Source organism: Providencia heimbachae ATCC 35613, assembly GCF_001655055.1.
Lineage (GTDB): Bacteria > Pseudomonadota > Gammaproteobacteria > Enterobacterales > Enterobacteriaceae > Providencia > Providencia heimbachae.
This window is the reverse complement of record NZ_LXEW01000017.1, coordinates 20,393-36,606: the sequence shown is the minus strand read 5'-3', so window position 1 is coordinate 36,606 and position 16,214 is coordinate 20,393. Positions and strand designations below refer to the sequence as shown.

The 16,214-nt window shown below is 42.6% G+C and carries 13 protein-coding genes; 4 read left to right on the top strand and 9 right to left on the bottom strand.

The genetic code is table 11. From position 1 onward, the window contains the following. Positions 1 to 34: 34 nt before the first annotated feature. Positions 35 to 1,702 carry a glutamine--tRNA ligase gene (glnS, locus tag M998_RS05720; protein ID WP_068908001.1) on the top strand — a complete coding sequence of 556 codons (1,668 nt, stop codon included), beginning with the start codon at positions 35 to 37 and terminating at the stop codon, positions 1,700 to 1,702. A 362-nt stretch (positions 1,703 to 2,064) separates the two neighbouring features. Here the strand turns inward: glnS and M998_RS05715 are convergent, their stop codons facing one another. The 7 genes from M998_RS05715 to kdpF all read right to left on the bottom strand — a co-directional run bounded on the left by M998_RS05715 (position 2,065) and on the right by kdpF (position 10,419). Further along, positions 2,065 to 2,448 (bottom strand): DUF5329 family protein, encoded by a 384-nt coding sequence (locus M998_RS05715; protein ID WP_068908000.1) that lies wholly within the window; start codon positions 2,446 to 2,448, stop codon positions 2,065 to 2,067. A gap of 100 nt (positions 2,449 to 2,548) precedes the next feature. Further along, complete coding sequence (kdpE, locus tag M998_RS05710) at positions 2,549 to 3,232, bottom strand: two-component system response regulator KdpE (RefSeq protein WP_068441513.1); 684 nt, start codon at positions 3,230 to 3,232, stop codon at positions 2,549 to 2,551. A gap of 16 nt (positions 3,233 to 3,248) precedes the next feature. Beyond that, a complete protein-coding gene (kdpD, locus tag M998_RS05705) occupies positions 3,249 to 5,936 on the bottom strand; it encodes a two-component system sensor histidine kinase KdpD (protein WP_068441515.1) in 2,688 nt (895 codons plus the stop codon). An 8-nt stretch (positions 5,937 to 5,944) separates the two neighbouring features. After that, complete coding sequence (gene kdpC, locus M998_RS05700; RefSeq protein WP_068907998.1) at positions 5,945 to 6,538, bottom strand: potassium-transporting ATPase subunit KdpC; 594 nt, start codon at positions 6,536 to 6,538, stop codon at positions 5,945 to 5,947. Between the two features lie 9 nt (positions 6,539 to 6,547). Continuing rightward, complete coding sequence (kdpB, locus tag M998_RS05695) at positions 6,548 to 8,611, bottom strand: potassium-transporting ATPase subunit KdpB (protein ID WP_068907996.1); 2,064 nt, start codon at positions 8,609 to 8,611, stop codon at positions 6,548 to 6,550. Positions 8,612 to 8,621: 10 nt separating this feature from the next. Then, positions 8,622 to 10,328, bottom strand: a complete 1,707-nt coding sequence (gene kdpA / locus M998_RS05690) for a potassium-transporting ATPase subunit KdpA (RefSeq protein ID WP_068907994.1) — start codon at positions 10,326 to 10,328, stop codon at positions 8,622 to 8,624. A 1-nt stretch (position 10,329) separates the two neighbouring features. Further along, positions 10,330 to 10,419, bottom strand: a complete 90-nt coding sequence (gene kdpF, locus M998_RS20050) for a K(+)-transporting ATPase subunit F (protein WP_068907993.1) — start codon at positions 10,417 to 10,419, stop codon at positions 10,330 to 10,332. Between the two features lie 425 nt (positions 10,420 to 10,844). Here kdpF and M998_RS05680 point away from each other — a divergent pair, with 425 nt between their 5' ends. Continuing rightward, positions 10,845 to 11,051 (top strand): YbfA family protein, encoded by a 207-nt coding sequence (locus M998_RS05680; RefSeq protein ID WP_068441526.1) that lies wholly within the window; start codon positions 10,845 to 10,847, stop codon positions 11,049 to 11,051. A gap of 238 nt (positions 11,052 to 11,289) precedes the next feature. Next, positions 11,290 to 12,033 (top strand): type 2 GTP cyclohydrolase I, encoded by a 744-nt coding sequence (locus tag M998_RS05675; protein WP_068441529.1) that lies wholly within the window; start codon positions 11,290 to 11,292, stop codon positions 12,031 to 12,033. Positions 12,034 to 12,444: 411 nt separating this feature from the next. On the opposite strand, the gene M998_RS05670 is transcribed toward M998_RS05675, so the two are convergent. Further along, entirely contained in the window at positions 12,445 to 13,569 is a 1,125-nt protein-coding gene (locus M998_RS05670) for a multidrug effflux MFS transporter (RefSeq protein WP_068441530.1), read from the bottom strand. 100 nt (positions 13,570 to 13,669) lie between these two features. Here M998_RS05670 and M998_RS05665 point away from each other — a divergent pair, with 100 nt between their 5' ends. Beyond that, complete coding sequence (locus M998_RS05665) at positions 13,670 to 14,476, top strand: AraC family transcriptional regulator (RefSeq protein ID WP_068908053.1); 807 nt, start codon at positions 13,670 to 13,672, stop codon at positions 14,474 to 14,476. A gap of 61 nt (positions 14,477 to 14,537) precedes the next feature. Here the strand turns inward: M998_RS05665 and M998_RS05660 are convergent, their stop codons facing one another. Next, a complete protein-coding gene (locus tag M998_RS05660) occupies positions 14,538 to 15,824 on the bottom strand; it encodes a citrate synthase (RefSeq protein ID WP_068907991.1) in 1,287 nt (428 codons plus the stop codon). Positions 15,825 to 16,214 lie beyond the last annotated feature (390 nt).

Sequence of the window (16,214 nt, the reverse complement as noted above, 5' to 3'; positions counted from 1 at the left end):
TTTAGCGCGCTTTCGGCATTGAGGAATGATGACAATGAATGAGGCAGATGCTCGCCCAACAAATTTTATCCGTCAGATCATAGATGAAGATCTGGCGAGTGGAAAACACACTTCGGTGCATACCCGTTTTCCACCTGAACCGAATGGCTATTTACACATTGGTCATGCGAAATCAATCTGCTTGAACTTTGGCATCGCGCAGGATTATAAAGGCCAATGTAACCTCCGCTTTGATGATACTAACCCGGTTAAAGAAGACGTCGAGTACGTTAATTCAATTCAAAACGATGTGAAGTGGCTTGGTTTTGAATGGACAGGTAATGTTCGTTACTCATCGGATTACTTTGATACGCTATATCAATATGCGATTGAGCTTATTAAAAAAGGCCTTGCTTATGTTGATGAGTTAAGCCCAGAAGAAATTCGTGAATATCGCGGCACATTAAAAGAGCCGGGTAAAAATAGCCCTTATCGTGAACGCTTAATTGAAGACAACTTAGCCTTATTTGAAAAAATGCGTGCGGGTGGTTTTGATGAAGGTAAAGCCTGCTTACGTGCGAAAATCGATATGGCATCACCTTTTATGGTTATGCGTGATCCTGTTCTATATCGTATTAAGTTTGCGGAACATCACCAGTCAGGTAATAAGTGGTGCATCTACCCGATGTATGACTTTACCCACTGTATTTCTGATGCGTTAGAAGGCATTACACATTCACTGTGTACCTTGGAATTCCAAGATAACCGTCGTTTATATGACTGGGTATTGGATAACATCACGATTGATTGTCATCCGCGCCAGTATGAGTTTTCACGCTTGAATCTCGAATATACCGTGATGTCGAAGCGTAAGCTGAACCAATTAGTGATGGAAAAACACGTTAATGGTTGGGATGACCCGCGTATGTTGACCATCTCAGGTCTACGTCGTCGCGGTTATACCGCAGCTTCTATTCGTGAATTTTGCCAACGCATTGGTGTGACTAAGCAAGATAACAACGTTGAAATGGCATCACTGGAATCTTGTATTCGTGATGATTTGAACGAGTCTGCACCACGCGCAATGGCGGTTATCGATCCCGTTCGTTTAGTGATTGAAAACAAAACCAGTGGTGAAGAAATCCTAAATGCACCTAACCATCCAAATAAACCTGAGATGGGGACACGTGAAGTGCCATTTAGCAATGAACTTTATATTGATCGCGCCGATTTCCGTGAAGAAGCTAACCGACAATATAAACGTCTCGTTTTAGGCAAAGAAGTTCGTTTGCGTAATGCTTATATCATTAAAGCCGAACGTATTGAAAAAGATGCAGAAGGTAATATCACCACGATATTCTGTACTTATGATGCAGATACGTTAAATAAAGACCCAGCCGATGGCCGTAAAGTCAGAGGTGTTATTCATTGGGTTAGTGTAGCACATGCATTGCCAGCAGAAATTCGCCTGTACGATCGTTTATTTACAGTGCCGAACCCGGCAGCAGAAGATGATTTCTTAGCGGTGCTTAACCCTGAATCATTAATTATTCGCCAAGGTTTTGTTGAGCCAAGCTTGAAAAACGCAGCACCTGAAAAAGCGTATCAATTTGAACGCGAAGGGTATTTCTGCGCGGATAGCCAGTTGAGCAGCGCTGATAATTTAGTGTTTAATCGGACGGTTGGGTTGCGCGATACTTGGTCTAAGACTGAAGGTGCTTAAACCCCCCGTCATTCTTTGCGCCATAGGGGTGTTGGCTTCATTAAGTTATTCGAATCACATACTTGTGTATGCTCATCGAGATAACTTAATTTGCCGCCTACCTATGACCCAAATTATTTAGGGGTAAAGTTCTCGTTATTCTTTGCGCCATAGGGGTGTTGGCTTCATTAAGTTATCCGAATCACATACTTGTGTATGCTCATCGAGATAACTTAATTTGCCGCCTACCTATGACCCAAATTATTTAGGGGATGACTCCGAGTATTAACTGCGTTAACTGTTAAGATTACTTAAATAATAGAATAGAAAAAACGCAATGGTCTTATGATCATTGCGTTTTTTTATGTCAATAAATCAGAAAATTACTGGGGCTTTTTATCGACTTTCTCTTTAAGCAAGTCATGCAGGTATTTATTGGCGGGGATAATATTACCTTGCCCATCTTTGACTTGATATTGCTCGCCAGTGATAGAAGATTTTGAGGCGACATTATCAATAAATTGCTCGGCAGTTTGCAGCCTCTTGTGTGTTTTTCCTAGCTTTAATCTTAGATGTGATTCTGCATCTACGGCGCTATGTTCTGTGCCATTACGGGTAAAGGTTAAATTTTGCTGTTTACCTAGCTCCGTCAATAATGCCTCGGTACGAATTTTTTCTTCTGGACTCAAAGCGAGGGTTTGGCTGACGAAAAAAACACTGAATAATAAAACAACAATAGATAAAAAACGGTTGGATAGCAGTTGCAAGGTTTTCTCTCCGATACGCTAAGATATAAGGATTATAGACAACGAGCCTATTTAAACTATCGGAAATACGCTTAGAAATTATCTTTAGGAATAAGAGAAATCATGGCATAAACCGATAGCCAATTCCGGTTTCTGTGAGTAAATGGATCGGGCGGGCAGGGTCATTTTCAAGCTTTTGGCGCAAATGGCCCATGTAAATTCGAAGATAGTGGTTATGTTCAATATAGCTTGGCCCCCAGACTTGCAGTAATAAATGGCGTTGAGTGAGTACTTTCCCACTATTGGCGACCATTTCACTGAGTAGGCGAAATTCAATTGGGGTGAGATGCAATTCTTCATTTTTTTTGGTCACAACACGATTAATAAAGTCGATGCTGATATCCCCGAATTGAAATACGGAATTTTCGGGTCCTACTTTTCCAAAACGACGTAATGCGACGCGAACTCTAGCAAGTAATTCACTGATCCCAAATGGTTTTGTTAGATAATCATCTGCGCCAGCATCCAGTGCTGCGACTTTCTGAAACTCTTCTTCGCGAGCGGATAAAACGATAACAGGAATACTGCTCCATTTTCGTAAATCACGAATTAAATCAATACCATCACCATCAGGTAATCCAAGATCTAATATCAATAAATCAGGTTGTCGCGTGCCAGCTTCAATTAAACCACGTTGGTAATTTTCAGCTTCGAAAACTTTCCAGCCTTCTCCCTCCAACGCGAGTCTGACAAAGCGACGGATCTCTTTTTCATCTTCAATAATTAATATTTGATGCGTGCTCACTATGTTTGGTGGTCTCCTAAATTTCTACTTCAATTTCAGGTAATTGCTTTAAAGGTAAAACAAAGTGGAAACTGGCTCCACCTTTTTCGTTATTGTTAGCCCAAATATCGCCGTCATGTAATTGAATAATCGCACGGCATATTGCGAGGCCTAACCCGACACCAGGAATAGCAGATTCTTTTTGAGCCCGTGAAAATTTATTAAAAATAGTTTGTTCTTGCCCATCAGGGATCCCATTACTGGCATCCCACACTTCAATATGGGCTTTTTGACCTTCTATCGATGCGCGAATACCAATGGGGGTATCTTCATCACTGTATTTTACGGCATTTTCTAATAAGTTAATGAGCAGGCGTTCAATTAAATTTGCATCACAGTAAAGCAGTAAATCTGCTGGAATATCAATATCGAGCGGGTGGCTATGTAAAGTATAATCTAAAGTTCGTACTGCGCTACTGGTAATTTCTTGCAGAGATTCCCAATCAAGATTAGGTTGAATACTTCCAGATTGTAAGCGAGCCATATCCAGCAAATTATTAACTAAACGAGACGTGCTGAGTACTTGCTGACGCATTCTCGCCACTTGTTCGGTAAAGGGTGAGTTTTCTGCGGATAAATCTAACATTAATATTTCAGTTTGCCCAAACAGCACCGTGAGCGGTGTTTTTAAATCATGAGAAAGAGCCGCGAGTAGCGAATTTCTGAGTTGTTCGCGTTCAATATCTAATTTCGCCGCTTCGGCTTGTTTGGTTAGCTGTAAACGAGAAAGGGCACTGGCGATTAACCCGGTGAATGTTTGTAGCATTCGTTGTTGCTCGGGGATCAACAGCTGGCGGATATTTCTCGGTTCAATCGCTAGTACGGCAAGGGTTTGATCGGCAAAGGTTATAGGCTGTAATTGGTAAGGTACACTTGGCAGAGTATCGGTTCCTGCACCCGCAGGTTGCCGTTTATCAAAACTCCATTTCGCAATCGCTTTATCAATTTGCAGTGGACTATGCCCTTCACATTGCAAAGGCAATAATTGGTTATGTTCATCAGGAAGTAGCAGGCAAGTTTTGGCTTGGAATGCATTATTAATAAAATGGTAGCCTGTTTTGCCAATCTCGTCAGTGGTAAGTGCTTGACCTAGCTCTTTTGTCATTTCATACAGATGGCGGGTTCGTTGTTCTCGATAACGGGCAATTCTTGCTTGATAACGCATACCAGCCGTTAAATTTCCCACTACCACACCGACAATCAGCATTACTGTGAAGGTGACGAGATACTGCATATCCATGATAGCGAGGGAAAAATGCGGTTGGACAAAGAATAAATCAAAGCTAATCACGTTAATTAGTGCAGCAAAAATCGATGGGCGGCGACCATAAAATAGCGCAACGAGAACGACACCGAGTAGATAAAGCGTGACGAGGTTGGCTTTATCAAGCGCAAGTAAAAATGCCCGTGAAAATAAGGTGATGGCAGCACAGATTAAGATCGCCATCAAATAACCATTCATATCTGAACGCCATTTTTCACTAAAGGGTTTTCTTTCAGGTTCTTTATCCCAATCACTTTTTTCTTCAAGTGCGACAATAACAAGGTCAAGATCTGGCCCTAGCTTGCCAAGGCGATCGGCAAACCCCGATCGGATTTTAAACCGATTCCATTTACTGATGGTATCTCGACGACCAATCAAAATTTTGCCTAAATTATGTTCTCGGGCATAACGCAAAATGGCTTTTTCTTTCGAAGGATCTGATAGCGTGGCTGTTTCTGCGCCGAGTTCTTGTGCTAAGCGCAGCGCTTTGAGGATGGCCCGACGCTGGTTTTCAGGTAGCTGGTGCAATGTAGGTGTTTCAACATAGACAGCATGCCAAACACTACCGAGTTTTGCCGCCAGTCGAGCGGCTGCACGGACTAATTTTTCATTTCCGGTATTGTGTCCAATACATAAAAGTAGACCATCTCGGGTGTGCCAAACAGGCGCTAGGCCTTTACCATCGCGAAATTCACGCATTTGGTCATCGACACGATCTGCTGTTCGCCGTAATGCGAGCTCACGCAGTGCAATCAAATTTCCTTTGCGGAAAAAATGCTCAATGGCACGCTCTGCTTGCCCCGGAATATAGACTTTGCCTTCTTTTAAGCGTTGGCGTAGATCGTCAGGGGGCAGGTCAACAAGTACTACCTCGTCGGCAGCATCAAAGATATGATCAGGAACCGTTTCACGAACCCGGATGCCCGTAATGCTTCCAACAATATCATTCAAACTTTCGATGTGTTGAACGTTAATTGTAGTGAGAACATCAATCCCGGCATCCAGTAATTCTTCAACATCTTGCCAGCGTTTTGGATGTCGGCTGCCGGTTGGGTTACTGAAAGCTAATTCATCCATCAAAATGATGGCGGGATTTCTTGCCAGCGCGGCATCAATATCAAAAGCCTGTAGGCGACGTCCTCGATGGTGAAGCCGGCGAAGTGGTAACTGAGATAATCCATCCAAAAGTGCGGCAGTTTCTTCCCGTTCATGGGTCTCAACGACGCCAATAAGGACATCTAACCCTTGAGCTCGTAAGCGCTGAGCTTCTTGCAACATGGCATACGTTTTTCCGACGCCGGCACAGGCGCCGAAGAAAATTTTGAGTTTACCACGCCCATGCTCATTGACCTTAGCCAAAAGGGCATCTGGATTTGGACGAACCGGCTCCTGATTATTCATAACTAACCTCAGTGAGTTAGGCTATTTGCCTGCTGTTGATATTCATTAAGGGCAATATTGAGTTCTAACACATTCACGACAGGTTCGCCTAAAAAATTGAATAGTGCTTTTTGTGTGTGAGCCGTGACCAGCGATTTTACCTCTTCTAGAGGGATCTGTCTGTGTTTGGCAATTCTTGGTGCTTGGTAAAGTGCAGCAGCAACTGAAATATTGGGATCTAAACCACTCGCTGATGCGGTCAATAAATCAACAGGAATAGCTTGCCCGCCTTCTGGATTCTGTTTTCTTAACGCCTCACTACGTTGTGTGAGGGTTTGGCTCAACAGTGGGTTACTTATCGCAAGGTTACTGCCGCCAGATGCCAAGGTGTTATAGGGCATTTCTGCGGTGGCAGAAGGGCGACCATAAAAATAGCCCCCCCCTTGATAGTTTTGCCCAATTAGGGCGGAGCCAATAACAGTATCATCTTGTTTTATCAATGAGCCTGTGGCTTGCCAGGGAAAGAACATATTTGCTAAGCCGGTAACCATTAGCGGATAAGCAATGCCTGTAACCAAAGTTAATAATAAAAGTAATATAATTGATGAGCGGATCATGTTCATGGGAACTCCTTAAATACCAAACAGGCTGATAAACAAGTCAATAAGCTTAATTCCCACAAACGGTACAATCAGGCCTCCTAAGCCATAGAGGCTTAAGTTGCGTTGCAACAACGATTGCGAGCTCATTGGGCGATAGTTAACCCCTTTTAGCGCCAATGGAATTAAAAACATGATAATCAATGCATTAAAAATAACCGCAGACAGCAATGCCGAAGCTGGAGAATGTAAATGCATAATATTCAAAGCGTTTAGCTGTGGCCATGTAACCGCAAAAGCCGCAGGGATAATGGCAAAATATTTTGCGATATCATTGGCGATACTGAAGGTGGTTAATGAGCCACGTGTCATGAGCATCTGTTTACCAATATGAACCACTTCGATAAGTTTGGTTGGGTTCGAATCTAAATCCACCATGTTACCGGCTTCTTTTGCCGCTTGGGTACCTGAGTTCATTGCTACAGCAACATCCGCTTGAGCGAGTGCGGGTGCATCGTTGGTTCCGTCACCGGTCATTGCCACTAATCGGCCTTCTGATTGATACTGGCGGATCAACGCCAGTTTAGCTTCAGGGGTGGCTTCGGCTAAAAAGTCATCGACACCGGCTTCAGCGGCAATTGCAGCAGCGGTTAAATGGTTATCTCCGGTGATCATTACGGTTTTGATCCCCATACTGCGCATTTGAGCAAAACGTTCTTTCATGCCACCTTTGACGATATCTTTCAGTGCAACCACGCCAAGGACGGCTTGATCATCGACGACAACCAGAGGCGTTCCTCCCAAATGAGCCACTTGTTCAACTAATTTATCCGCTTCGGGTGGAAATTTACCGTGGTTAGCCTCTACATAACGACGAATAGCATCGGCGGAACCTTTACGGATCATTCTTTCGCCCACATTAACGCCGCTCATTCGGGTCATTGCGGAGAAGGGTACAAAGGTTGCATTCATCCCGTGAATATCTCTTTCACGGAGATTAAATTTTTGTTTGGCGAGGATCACAATACTGCGGCCTTCTGGTGTTTCATCAGCAAGGGAAGACAGTTGCGCCGCATCCGCTAACTGTTGTTCAGTGATACCCGATAAAGGAAGAAATTCAGAAGCTTGGCGATTGCCAAGGGTAATGGTGCCTGTTTTATCGAGTAATAAAACGTCTACATCCCCTGCGGCTTCAACGGCACGCCCGCTGGTAGCTATCACATTAGCCGCTAACATACGGCTCATTCCAGCCACACCAATAGAAGAAAGAAGTCCACCAATTGTGGTCGGGATTAAACAAATTAGCAGGGCGATCAACACTAATATAGAAACCGCACTTCCCGCGCCGGCATACTCAGAGGCAAATAAGGTAAACGGATACAAAGTTGCACAAACCAGAACGAAAATGATCGTTAGGGCGGTGAGTAAAATGGTTAAGGCAATTTCATTGGGTGTTTTACGACGTTGTGCACCTTCAACCATTGAGATCATGCGGTCTAAAAATGTTTCCCCGGGGTTAACGGTACACTCGACAATTAACCAATCGGATAGGACGCGAGTTCCACCAGTAACCGATGAGAAATCGCCACCTGACTCACGAATAACCGGTGCAGATTCCCCCGTAATTGCACTTTCATCAACGGATGCGCCACCTTCAATCACTTCCCCATCGCAAGGCACGGTTTCCCCGGCACGAATGAGCACAATATCCCCTTTACGCAGCACATCGGAGCTAACAATTTCTTGTGCCGCTTCAAGTGAAGCCGATGATAATTTTGTGGCACTACTTTGTTGTTTGACGCCTTTTAAACTTTGCGCCTGTGCTTTGCTGCGACCTTCGGCTAGCGCTTCAGCAAAGTTAGCAAATAGCACGGTAAACCACAGCCATAGCGTAATCATCCCGCTAAACCAAGCATTGCCTGTTGTATAGCCCGTTAACATTGCCAGCCATAAAAAAGTGGTAATCATGCTGCCGATATACACCACAAACATCACGGGATTTCGCCATTGGGCTTGGGGAGTACATTTTTTTATCGCATCAATAATAGATTGGCGAATTAGTGCATTATCAAATAATTGTGTTTTTTGATTTTTCATTTATTTACCCTCATTTCGCCGTTTGCCAAATTTGCAAATGTTCCGCTATTGGCCCAAGTGCAAGTGCGGGAATAAACGTCAACGCACCAATGAGAAGAACGGTGAGAATTAGTAAGCCAATAAACAGAGGACCATGGGTTGGTAAACTCGCAATGCTGGCTGCTTGCGGTTTTTTTATCGCCATTGAGCCAGCAATGGCCAAAACCGGTAGGATCACCCCGAAACGCCCCAAAAACATGGCGATGGCAAGTATCACATTGTAAAATGGTGTGTTTGCACTCAGGCCTGCAAAGGCACTACCATTGTTATTGGCAGCAGAAGAAAATGCATAGAGAACTTCACTAAAGCCATGAGCGCCGGGGTTTAAAATACCGGCACGACCTGCTTCGGTCATCAGTGAAATGGTTGTACCCAGTAGCACAAGCGTTGGTGTCACCAATATAGCGAGTGCGACTAATTTCATTTCGCGTACTTCGATTTTTTTACCGAGGTATTCAGGTGTACGACCAATCATTAATCCTGCTAGGAATACGGCGAGTAAAACAAATAGCAACATGCCGTAAAGGCCAGAACCGACACCGCCAAAAACTACTTCGCCGATCTGCATCAACCACATTGGCACCATGCCACCAAAAGCGGTAAATGAATCATGCATGGCGTTGACTGCACCACAAGATGCCGCTGTAGTGACAACGGCAAACAAGGCTGAGCCTAGAATACCAAAGCGACTCTCTTTGCCTTCCATATTGGCACTGCTATTTGCCTGTAAATCACTGAGGAATGGGTTACCCACATATTCAGCATGAATAACAACAGCTGCGGCAATAACAAAAATTATGGTCATAGCCCATAACAAAGCATGGCCCTGTTTGTTATCACCCACCGTGCGGCCAAATGCAAAACACAATGCAGCAGGAATTAAGAAGATAGCGAGCATTTGTACAAAATTACTCAATGCAGTTGGGTTTTCAAAGGGATGAGATGAGTTTGCCCCAAAGAAACCACCTCCATTGGTACCGAGTAATTTGATAGCTTCTTGGGACGCGACTGGCCCCATAGGCAGAAGTTGAGCTGAACTATCTAAGTTATTACTGACAATATAAGAAGAAAAATTTTGGATCACGCCTTGGCTAACAAAAAATAAGGCGAAGATGATAGCTAAAGGTAAAAGTAAATAGAGGGTAATTCGTGAAATATCAACCCATGCATTACCAACAGTTTTGCTTCCATGCCTTGAAAAGGCGCGGATCAGTGCAAAAACAACCGCAATACCCGTTGCCGCAGAAAGAAAGTTTTGTACCGTAAGTCCGGCCATTTGGCTGAGATAACTTAAAGTATTTTCACCACTATAAGATTGCCAGTTGGTATTTGCCACAAAGCTAATTGCGGTATTGAAGGCCAGATCCCAGCTCATACTCGGCATTTTTTGTGGGTTTAATGGCAAGTTGCCTTGGAATATTAAAATGACAAACAGCAGAGCAAAGCCAAGAAGATTAAATAAGAGAATAGCGAGAGCATAACGCTGCCAACTCATTTCAGCCATTTCACGACCTGGCTGTTTCACGCCACTAAAGCGCCAAAGCAGTGATTCGCTTTTTGTCACAATACGAGGCATGTCCCCCTCAATCAGGCAGGCAATAAAATTACCTAACGGTTTAGCGAGTAATAAAAGTACCAGTAAGAAACTGGCGATGAGTAAAAATGCATTTGCGGCCATATCAGAATTCCTCAGCGTTAAGCAGGGCATAAATCAGATAAACCAGCAGTACGACAACCATAACTGCCCCAACAATCGAAAGTAGTGACACAGTGTCATCCCCTTATTATTTCCATGAGGCTAGAGTAGAGATTCCGTTGTAAATAAGCTGATAAAAAGAAGCGATAGGGTGTAAAAAAAGTATAAAAATGACGATGAAGCGGGGAAGGAAATAAAAAAATAGCGATATCTGTGCTTCTTGGATGTTGCTTTATTGTTGTTAATTTGTTTTTTATTTACCTTTCAAGGTTAAATTTTGTAATTAAATTACGAAAGTTGAATAAATTAGCAATATTTTTCATTCTTAAGTGGTCAGATGAGTAGTTTTATTACACAATTTGCGGTATCATAATTTCAGTTAATTTATATTTCATATTATTTGTGTGATTTTAGCGCCTTCTTTGTGGTTATCGAATTTTAGAAGGTAAAAACAGAACTGAGATCAGCAAATAAAGTGGCTACTGTAGGAGGATACCGATGTCCACATATCGCGAATATTCCCGTAATCAGGTTTTAGCACGCCGCACTGCTGCTGTTACAGCTGGCATTATTGCGTTTCCGGTTATGGTGTTTTACCCAAAAAGAGCAAAATTTTATAGCTATTTACACAAAGTCTGGGCGAAAACCAGTGACAAACCTGTATGGCTAGAACGTTCAGAAATGGCGATGGAAAACCATCGTTAATCAGTGAGTTAACTCACTAAAAAGAGATCCCTGCAATTAAACGTTGTGGGGATTTTTTTCTTTATGGAGTAAATCCCTTCTTATTTATCTTAATTTTCATTCTGTTTTAAATTTCGCGGTCAAAATTGTGTTTACCTTTATGTTTATCATCTTATTATTAGAGAACAATATAAGATGGTGAACTAAACTTTTTAGCTTTACTGCCAAAAAAATAATCATGCAGTAAAAGGACAACATAATGCATAACTTCAGATTAGAAGAAATTATTAACGATGAACTGAAAGTGTCTGAATTCCAAGATTTCGCACCTAATGGACTGCAAGTTGAGGGTCGGCCTCATGTGCAAAAAATTGTCACCGGTGTGACTGCCTGCCAAGCACTACTTGATAAAGCCGTTGAAATGAAAGCAGATGCAGTGATTGTTCATCATGGTTATTTTTGGAAAAATGAGCCTTCAATTATTAAAGGCATGAAAAAAAATCGCCTGAAGACGTTATTAGCTAATGATATTAACCTTTATGGGTATCACCTCCCTTTAGATGCGCATCACAAATTAGGTAACAATACACAACTTGCTTATATCATGGGCGTTCAAGTAAATGGTCAAATTGACCCATTAATGCCATTTGGTTTTTTTGATCAACCGATAACCCCTGCGGAATTAACCAAGCGATTAGAAACACGCCTTGACCGAAAAGTACTTCATTGTGGTGATAATGCGAAAGATGAAATTCGCCAAATAGCATGGTGTACAGGTGGTGGGCAAGGCTATATCTTGCAAGCAGCAGAGTTTGGTGTCGATGCTTTTGTTACTGGTGAAGTTTCAGAACAAACCATTCACATAGCAAGAGAAATGGGGATCCATTTCTACAGTGCAGGGCATCATGCCACAGAACGTTATGGCATAAAGGCGCTGACTAAGTGGTTGGTGGATGAGCATGGGTTGGATGCGGTATTCATCGATATAGACAACCCAGCCTAATTCTCGTCATATTTCACGCTGTGGCGGTGTTGGTTTCACTTGGCCACTTGGGTCACATACTTATGTATGCTCCCCAAGCCGTCCTCGTTTACCGCCTTGCCACAACGCGAACTATTTAGAGAATGTTTTTTCGTCGTCTTTCACGCTGTGGCGGTGTTGGTTTCACTTGGCCACTTGGGTCACATACTTATGTATGCTCCCCAAGCCGTCCTCGTTTACCGCCTTGCCACAACGCGAACTATTTAGAGAATATTTTTTCATCATATTTTATACTGTGACGGCGTTGACTACATTCGTGAATCCTAGTCACATACTTGTGTATGCTCCCCAAGATGTCTTCGTTTACCGCCTTGCCACAACGCGAACTATTTAGAGAATGTTTTTTCGTTGTTTTTCATGCTGAAAATTAATTTAAGTCCGGTATTTTAAAGCGGCTAAAATCAGAATTAAGCTTGAAACCGTCAGCACTAATCCCAAATGTTGACTCCAACCGGCAATCATCAACCCGATGGCTAAGCCAATATAGTAAAATAATCCCAATATTGCGCCGGCAGTGCCTTTTCTATCGTCATAACGATTTAAAGCGTGTGCGAGTATATTGGGAATCGCGATCCCATAGCCAATAACCACACCGATAATGGGAATGACAAACCAGATGGTCTCAATTAGAACAAAAACCAAACAACTGCTGATTAACGAAATTAAACTTGAAAGCTTGACCAATTGCTCAGATGAGTATTTTTTAGACAAAAGATAGCGGTTTATTACCGAACCTAATCCCACTCCAAGGGCTAATAAAATTCCGGTTAAGCCGAATTGTGCTTGTGATAGCATTAATTGTTCAAAAATAAACGGGCCAAGTTGGTAATAACTGAATAAATTAATGTTGAAAAATGTGATCAAGGTAGCATTTCTAATAATTCCTTTATCGGTACACATCTCTAATAATGTATCAATAAATGGGATCTCGATCACATTATGGGGGCGAGTTTCAGGAAGATGAAGGCTCGCCCATAATAATAGAATGATAGCGAAAGCCGCTAAGCCACAAAAAACGGCTTGATAACCACTTAAGCTGACCAGTCCAGCCCCCATTAACATCCCCAGTGCAGGGCTAATCGCGAGCGCAATTCCCATAATTGAGAATATTTTGGCTAAATCATGACCTTGATAGCTGTCACGCATTACGGTTTGTGTGCCAATCGAACCGACCGCAGCACCGAATGCTGATAACATACGTAATAATAGCAATAAATAAAATTGGCTAATAAATAGTGTTGCCACAGAAGCAATCCCATACAGCAACAAGCCCGCCAATATGGCTGGGCGGCGGCCTAATCGGTCGCACATTCTTCCCCAAAACACCACACCTAACGCAAATGCAAAAAAATAGAGTGATAATGTTTGAGATGCTTGCTCTGCATTAACATGAAAAGCGCTAGCAATATTGGTTAACGCTGGGCTGTAAATGGTTTCGACGATTTGTGGAAACATCATTAAAGCAACGGCTAACCTGAGTGAGAGAAGATGTCTCATTTTAATTTTCCTGCATTGATATTCAATGGCAGGCAGTTTAATGTTATTTTTAATGGCTTATTACAACAATAAAGACAATAAATATCAAAAAAGAGACATTATGGCTTGGTTAATGCAAACAGATGGGTTTCAAACTGATTGGTACAGTGCACCCATTTTGGGTATTGCTGCGGATATGGGGCGACATGATTCAGGTTTTCATGTTCATGAAATGGGGCAGCTTTTATTTACCCAACAAGGCTGTATCCGTATTTCTTTAGATAATCGAATTTCATTATTACCGCCGGGCAGAGTAGCTTGGATACCGCCTTTTGTGAGTCATCGAGCACAAATGAGCGCTTCAGTTGGTTATCGTTCAGTCTATTTGAGTGAGCAATATGCACAAGAAATTGGCAATGAAGTGATGGTGTTATCGATTTCTCCACTCCTTAGAGAATTGCTTGAGCGTATCGCCATAACCCCCTTTGAGAGTAATTGGAAGGAAGGGCGATTAGCTAATTTATTGCCTGTTTTTATTGATGAATTACAAAGTGCAACGCTACAGCCAACACTGCTCGCAATCCCCCAAGATAGGCGTTTTAAGCACCTCAATATTGAAATGTTGCCACCCGCATTAAACCAATTAGCACAAACTGTTGGTGCAAGTGAAAAGACTATTACGCGGATCTTTTTCAAAGAAACCGGTATGACTTATCAAACATGGCGTCAGCAATGGCGTTTTATCAAGGCAATCGAATTATTGTCACAAGGAAAGGAATATCACTTTATTACTCAAGAGCTTGGGTTAGCCAGTGATAGCGCATTAATCAGTTTTTTTCGCAAGATGAGTGGCGTTACGCCTCGTGAGTATGTGATTCGGGGAGCCGAGAGCAGCCAACAACGCTGTAGCTTAAAGTATGAAGAATAATAAGAAAGCCTCGAAAAATCGAGGCTTTAAGTACATGTAGGATATCGGATTTAATTAAATATTATTTTTTTTCTGATTTTGATTCAAATTCACGTTTGTCATAACCCGTGTATAGCTGACGAGGACGCGCAATTTTCAAGCCGTCATCGTGCATTTCGTTCCAGTGAGCAATCCAGCCAATTGTACGAGCAATAGCAAAGATAACGGTGAACATGGTGGATGGAATACCCATTGCTTTCAAGATGATACCAGAATAGAAGTCAACGTTTGGATACAGTTTTTTCTCAATGAAGTATGGGTCGTTTAATGCAATGCGTTCTAGCTCCATCGCCACTTCTAACAAGCCATCATTCAAATTAAGTTCTTTTAGAACTTCATGGCAAGTTTCACGCATCACTGTTGCTCGTGGGTCGTGGCTTTTATAAACACGGTGACCAAAGCCCATCAAGCGGAAAGAGTCATTTTTATCTTTCGCGCGTTCAATAAATGCAGGGATATGCTCAACGGTTTGAATTTCTTCTAACATGCGTAAACAGGCTTCGTTAGCACCACCATGAGCCGGCCCCCATAGAGACGCGATACCCGCAGCGATACAAGCAAATGGATTAGCACCCGATGAGCCAGCTGTACGTACAGTCGAAGTTGATGCGTTTTGTTCGTGATCAGCGTGTAGGATTAAAATTCTGTCCATTGCGCGTTCAAGGACGGGGTTAACCACGTATTCTTCACAAGGTGTAGAGAACATCATGTGCAAGAAGTTACCCGCGTATGACAGGTCATTACGAGGATAAACAAAAGGTTGGCCAATAGAATATTTGTAACACATTGCTGCGACAGTTGGCATTTTTGATAGCAAACGATACGCTGTAATTTCACGGTGACGCGGGTTATTGACATCTAACGCATCGTGATAGAACGCAGCAAGTGCACCCGTTACACCGCACAGGACTGCCATTGGATGGGAGTCACGACGGAAACCATTAAGCATACGAGTGATTTGCTCGTGGATCATGGTATGACGGGTTACCGTTTGTTTGAAGGTGTCGTATTCTTTTTGGGTCGGCGCTTCGCCGTATAACAGGATATAACAGACTTCAAGGTAGGATGCGTTAGTGGCTAGTTGATCAATCGGATAACCACGGTGCAACAGGATGCCCGCATCGCCATCGATATAGGTGATTTTTGATTCACATGAGGCAGTAGAAGTAAAACCAGGGTCGTAAGTAAAATACCCTTTTGAACCTAAAGTACGGACATCGATAACGTCTTGACCTAGTGTGGGTTCGAGAATGTCTAGTTCGATTTCACCTGTGCCGACGGTCGTTAGCTTAGCTTTGTTACCAGCCATTTATGGTCTCCTTTAGCGCTTGATAATCAACACTCAACAACCTTGAACCCAGCGTTATACTGTGTCTTTACGCATTGTTCTACCGGTGTGTTGAGGAAATCAGCGAGTTATCACATAAAACCTGAAATCTGACGACCGACGACAATGTAATTAGGTTGTTCATGAGTGTATAGATGTTATGTTCTTTTTTGTTGTTTTCTCTACAATATCATTATTTGTGGTAAGGGGAACAACTTTCATAACTTTTGTTGTTAATACCTGCCACACTTCAAATTGCATGAAATTTGCTGCTGTTTTCATCACTTCAGCACAGACATACAACCGTGTTAATCAAGGTATATACATTACAACATATCTGTTTTCATTTTTTCGATGGAGACAAATCTACAC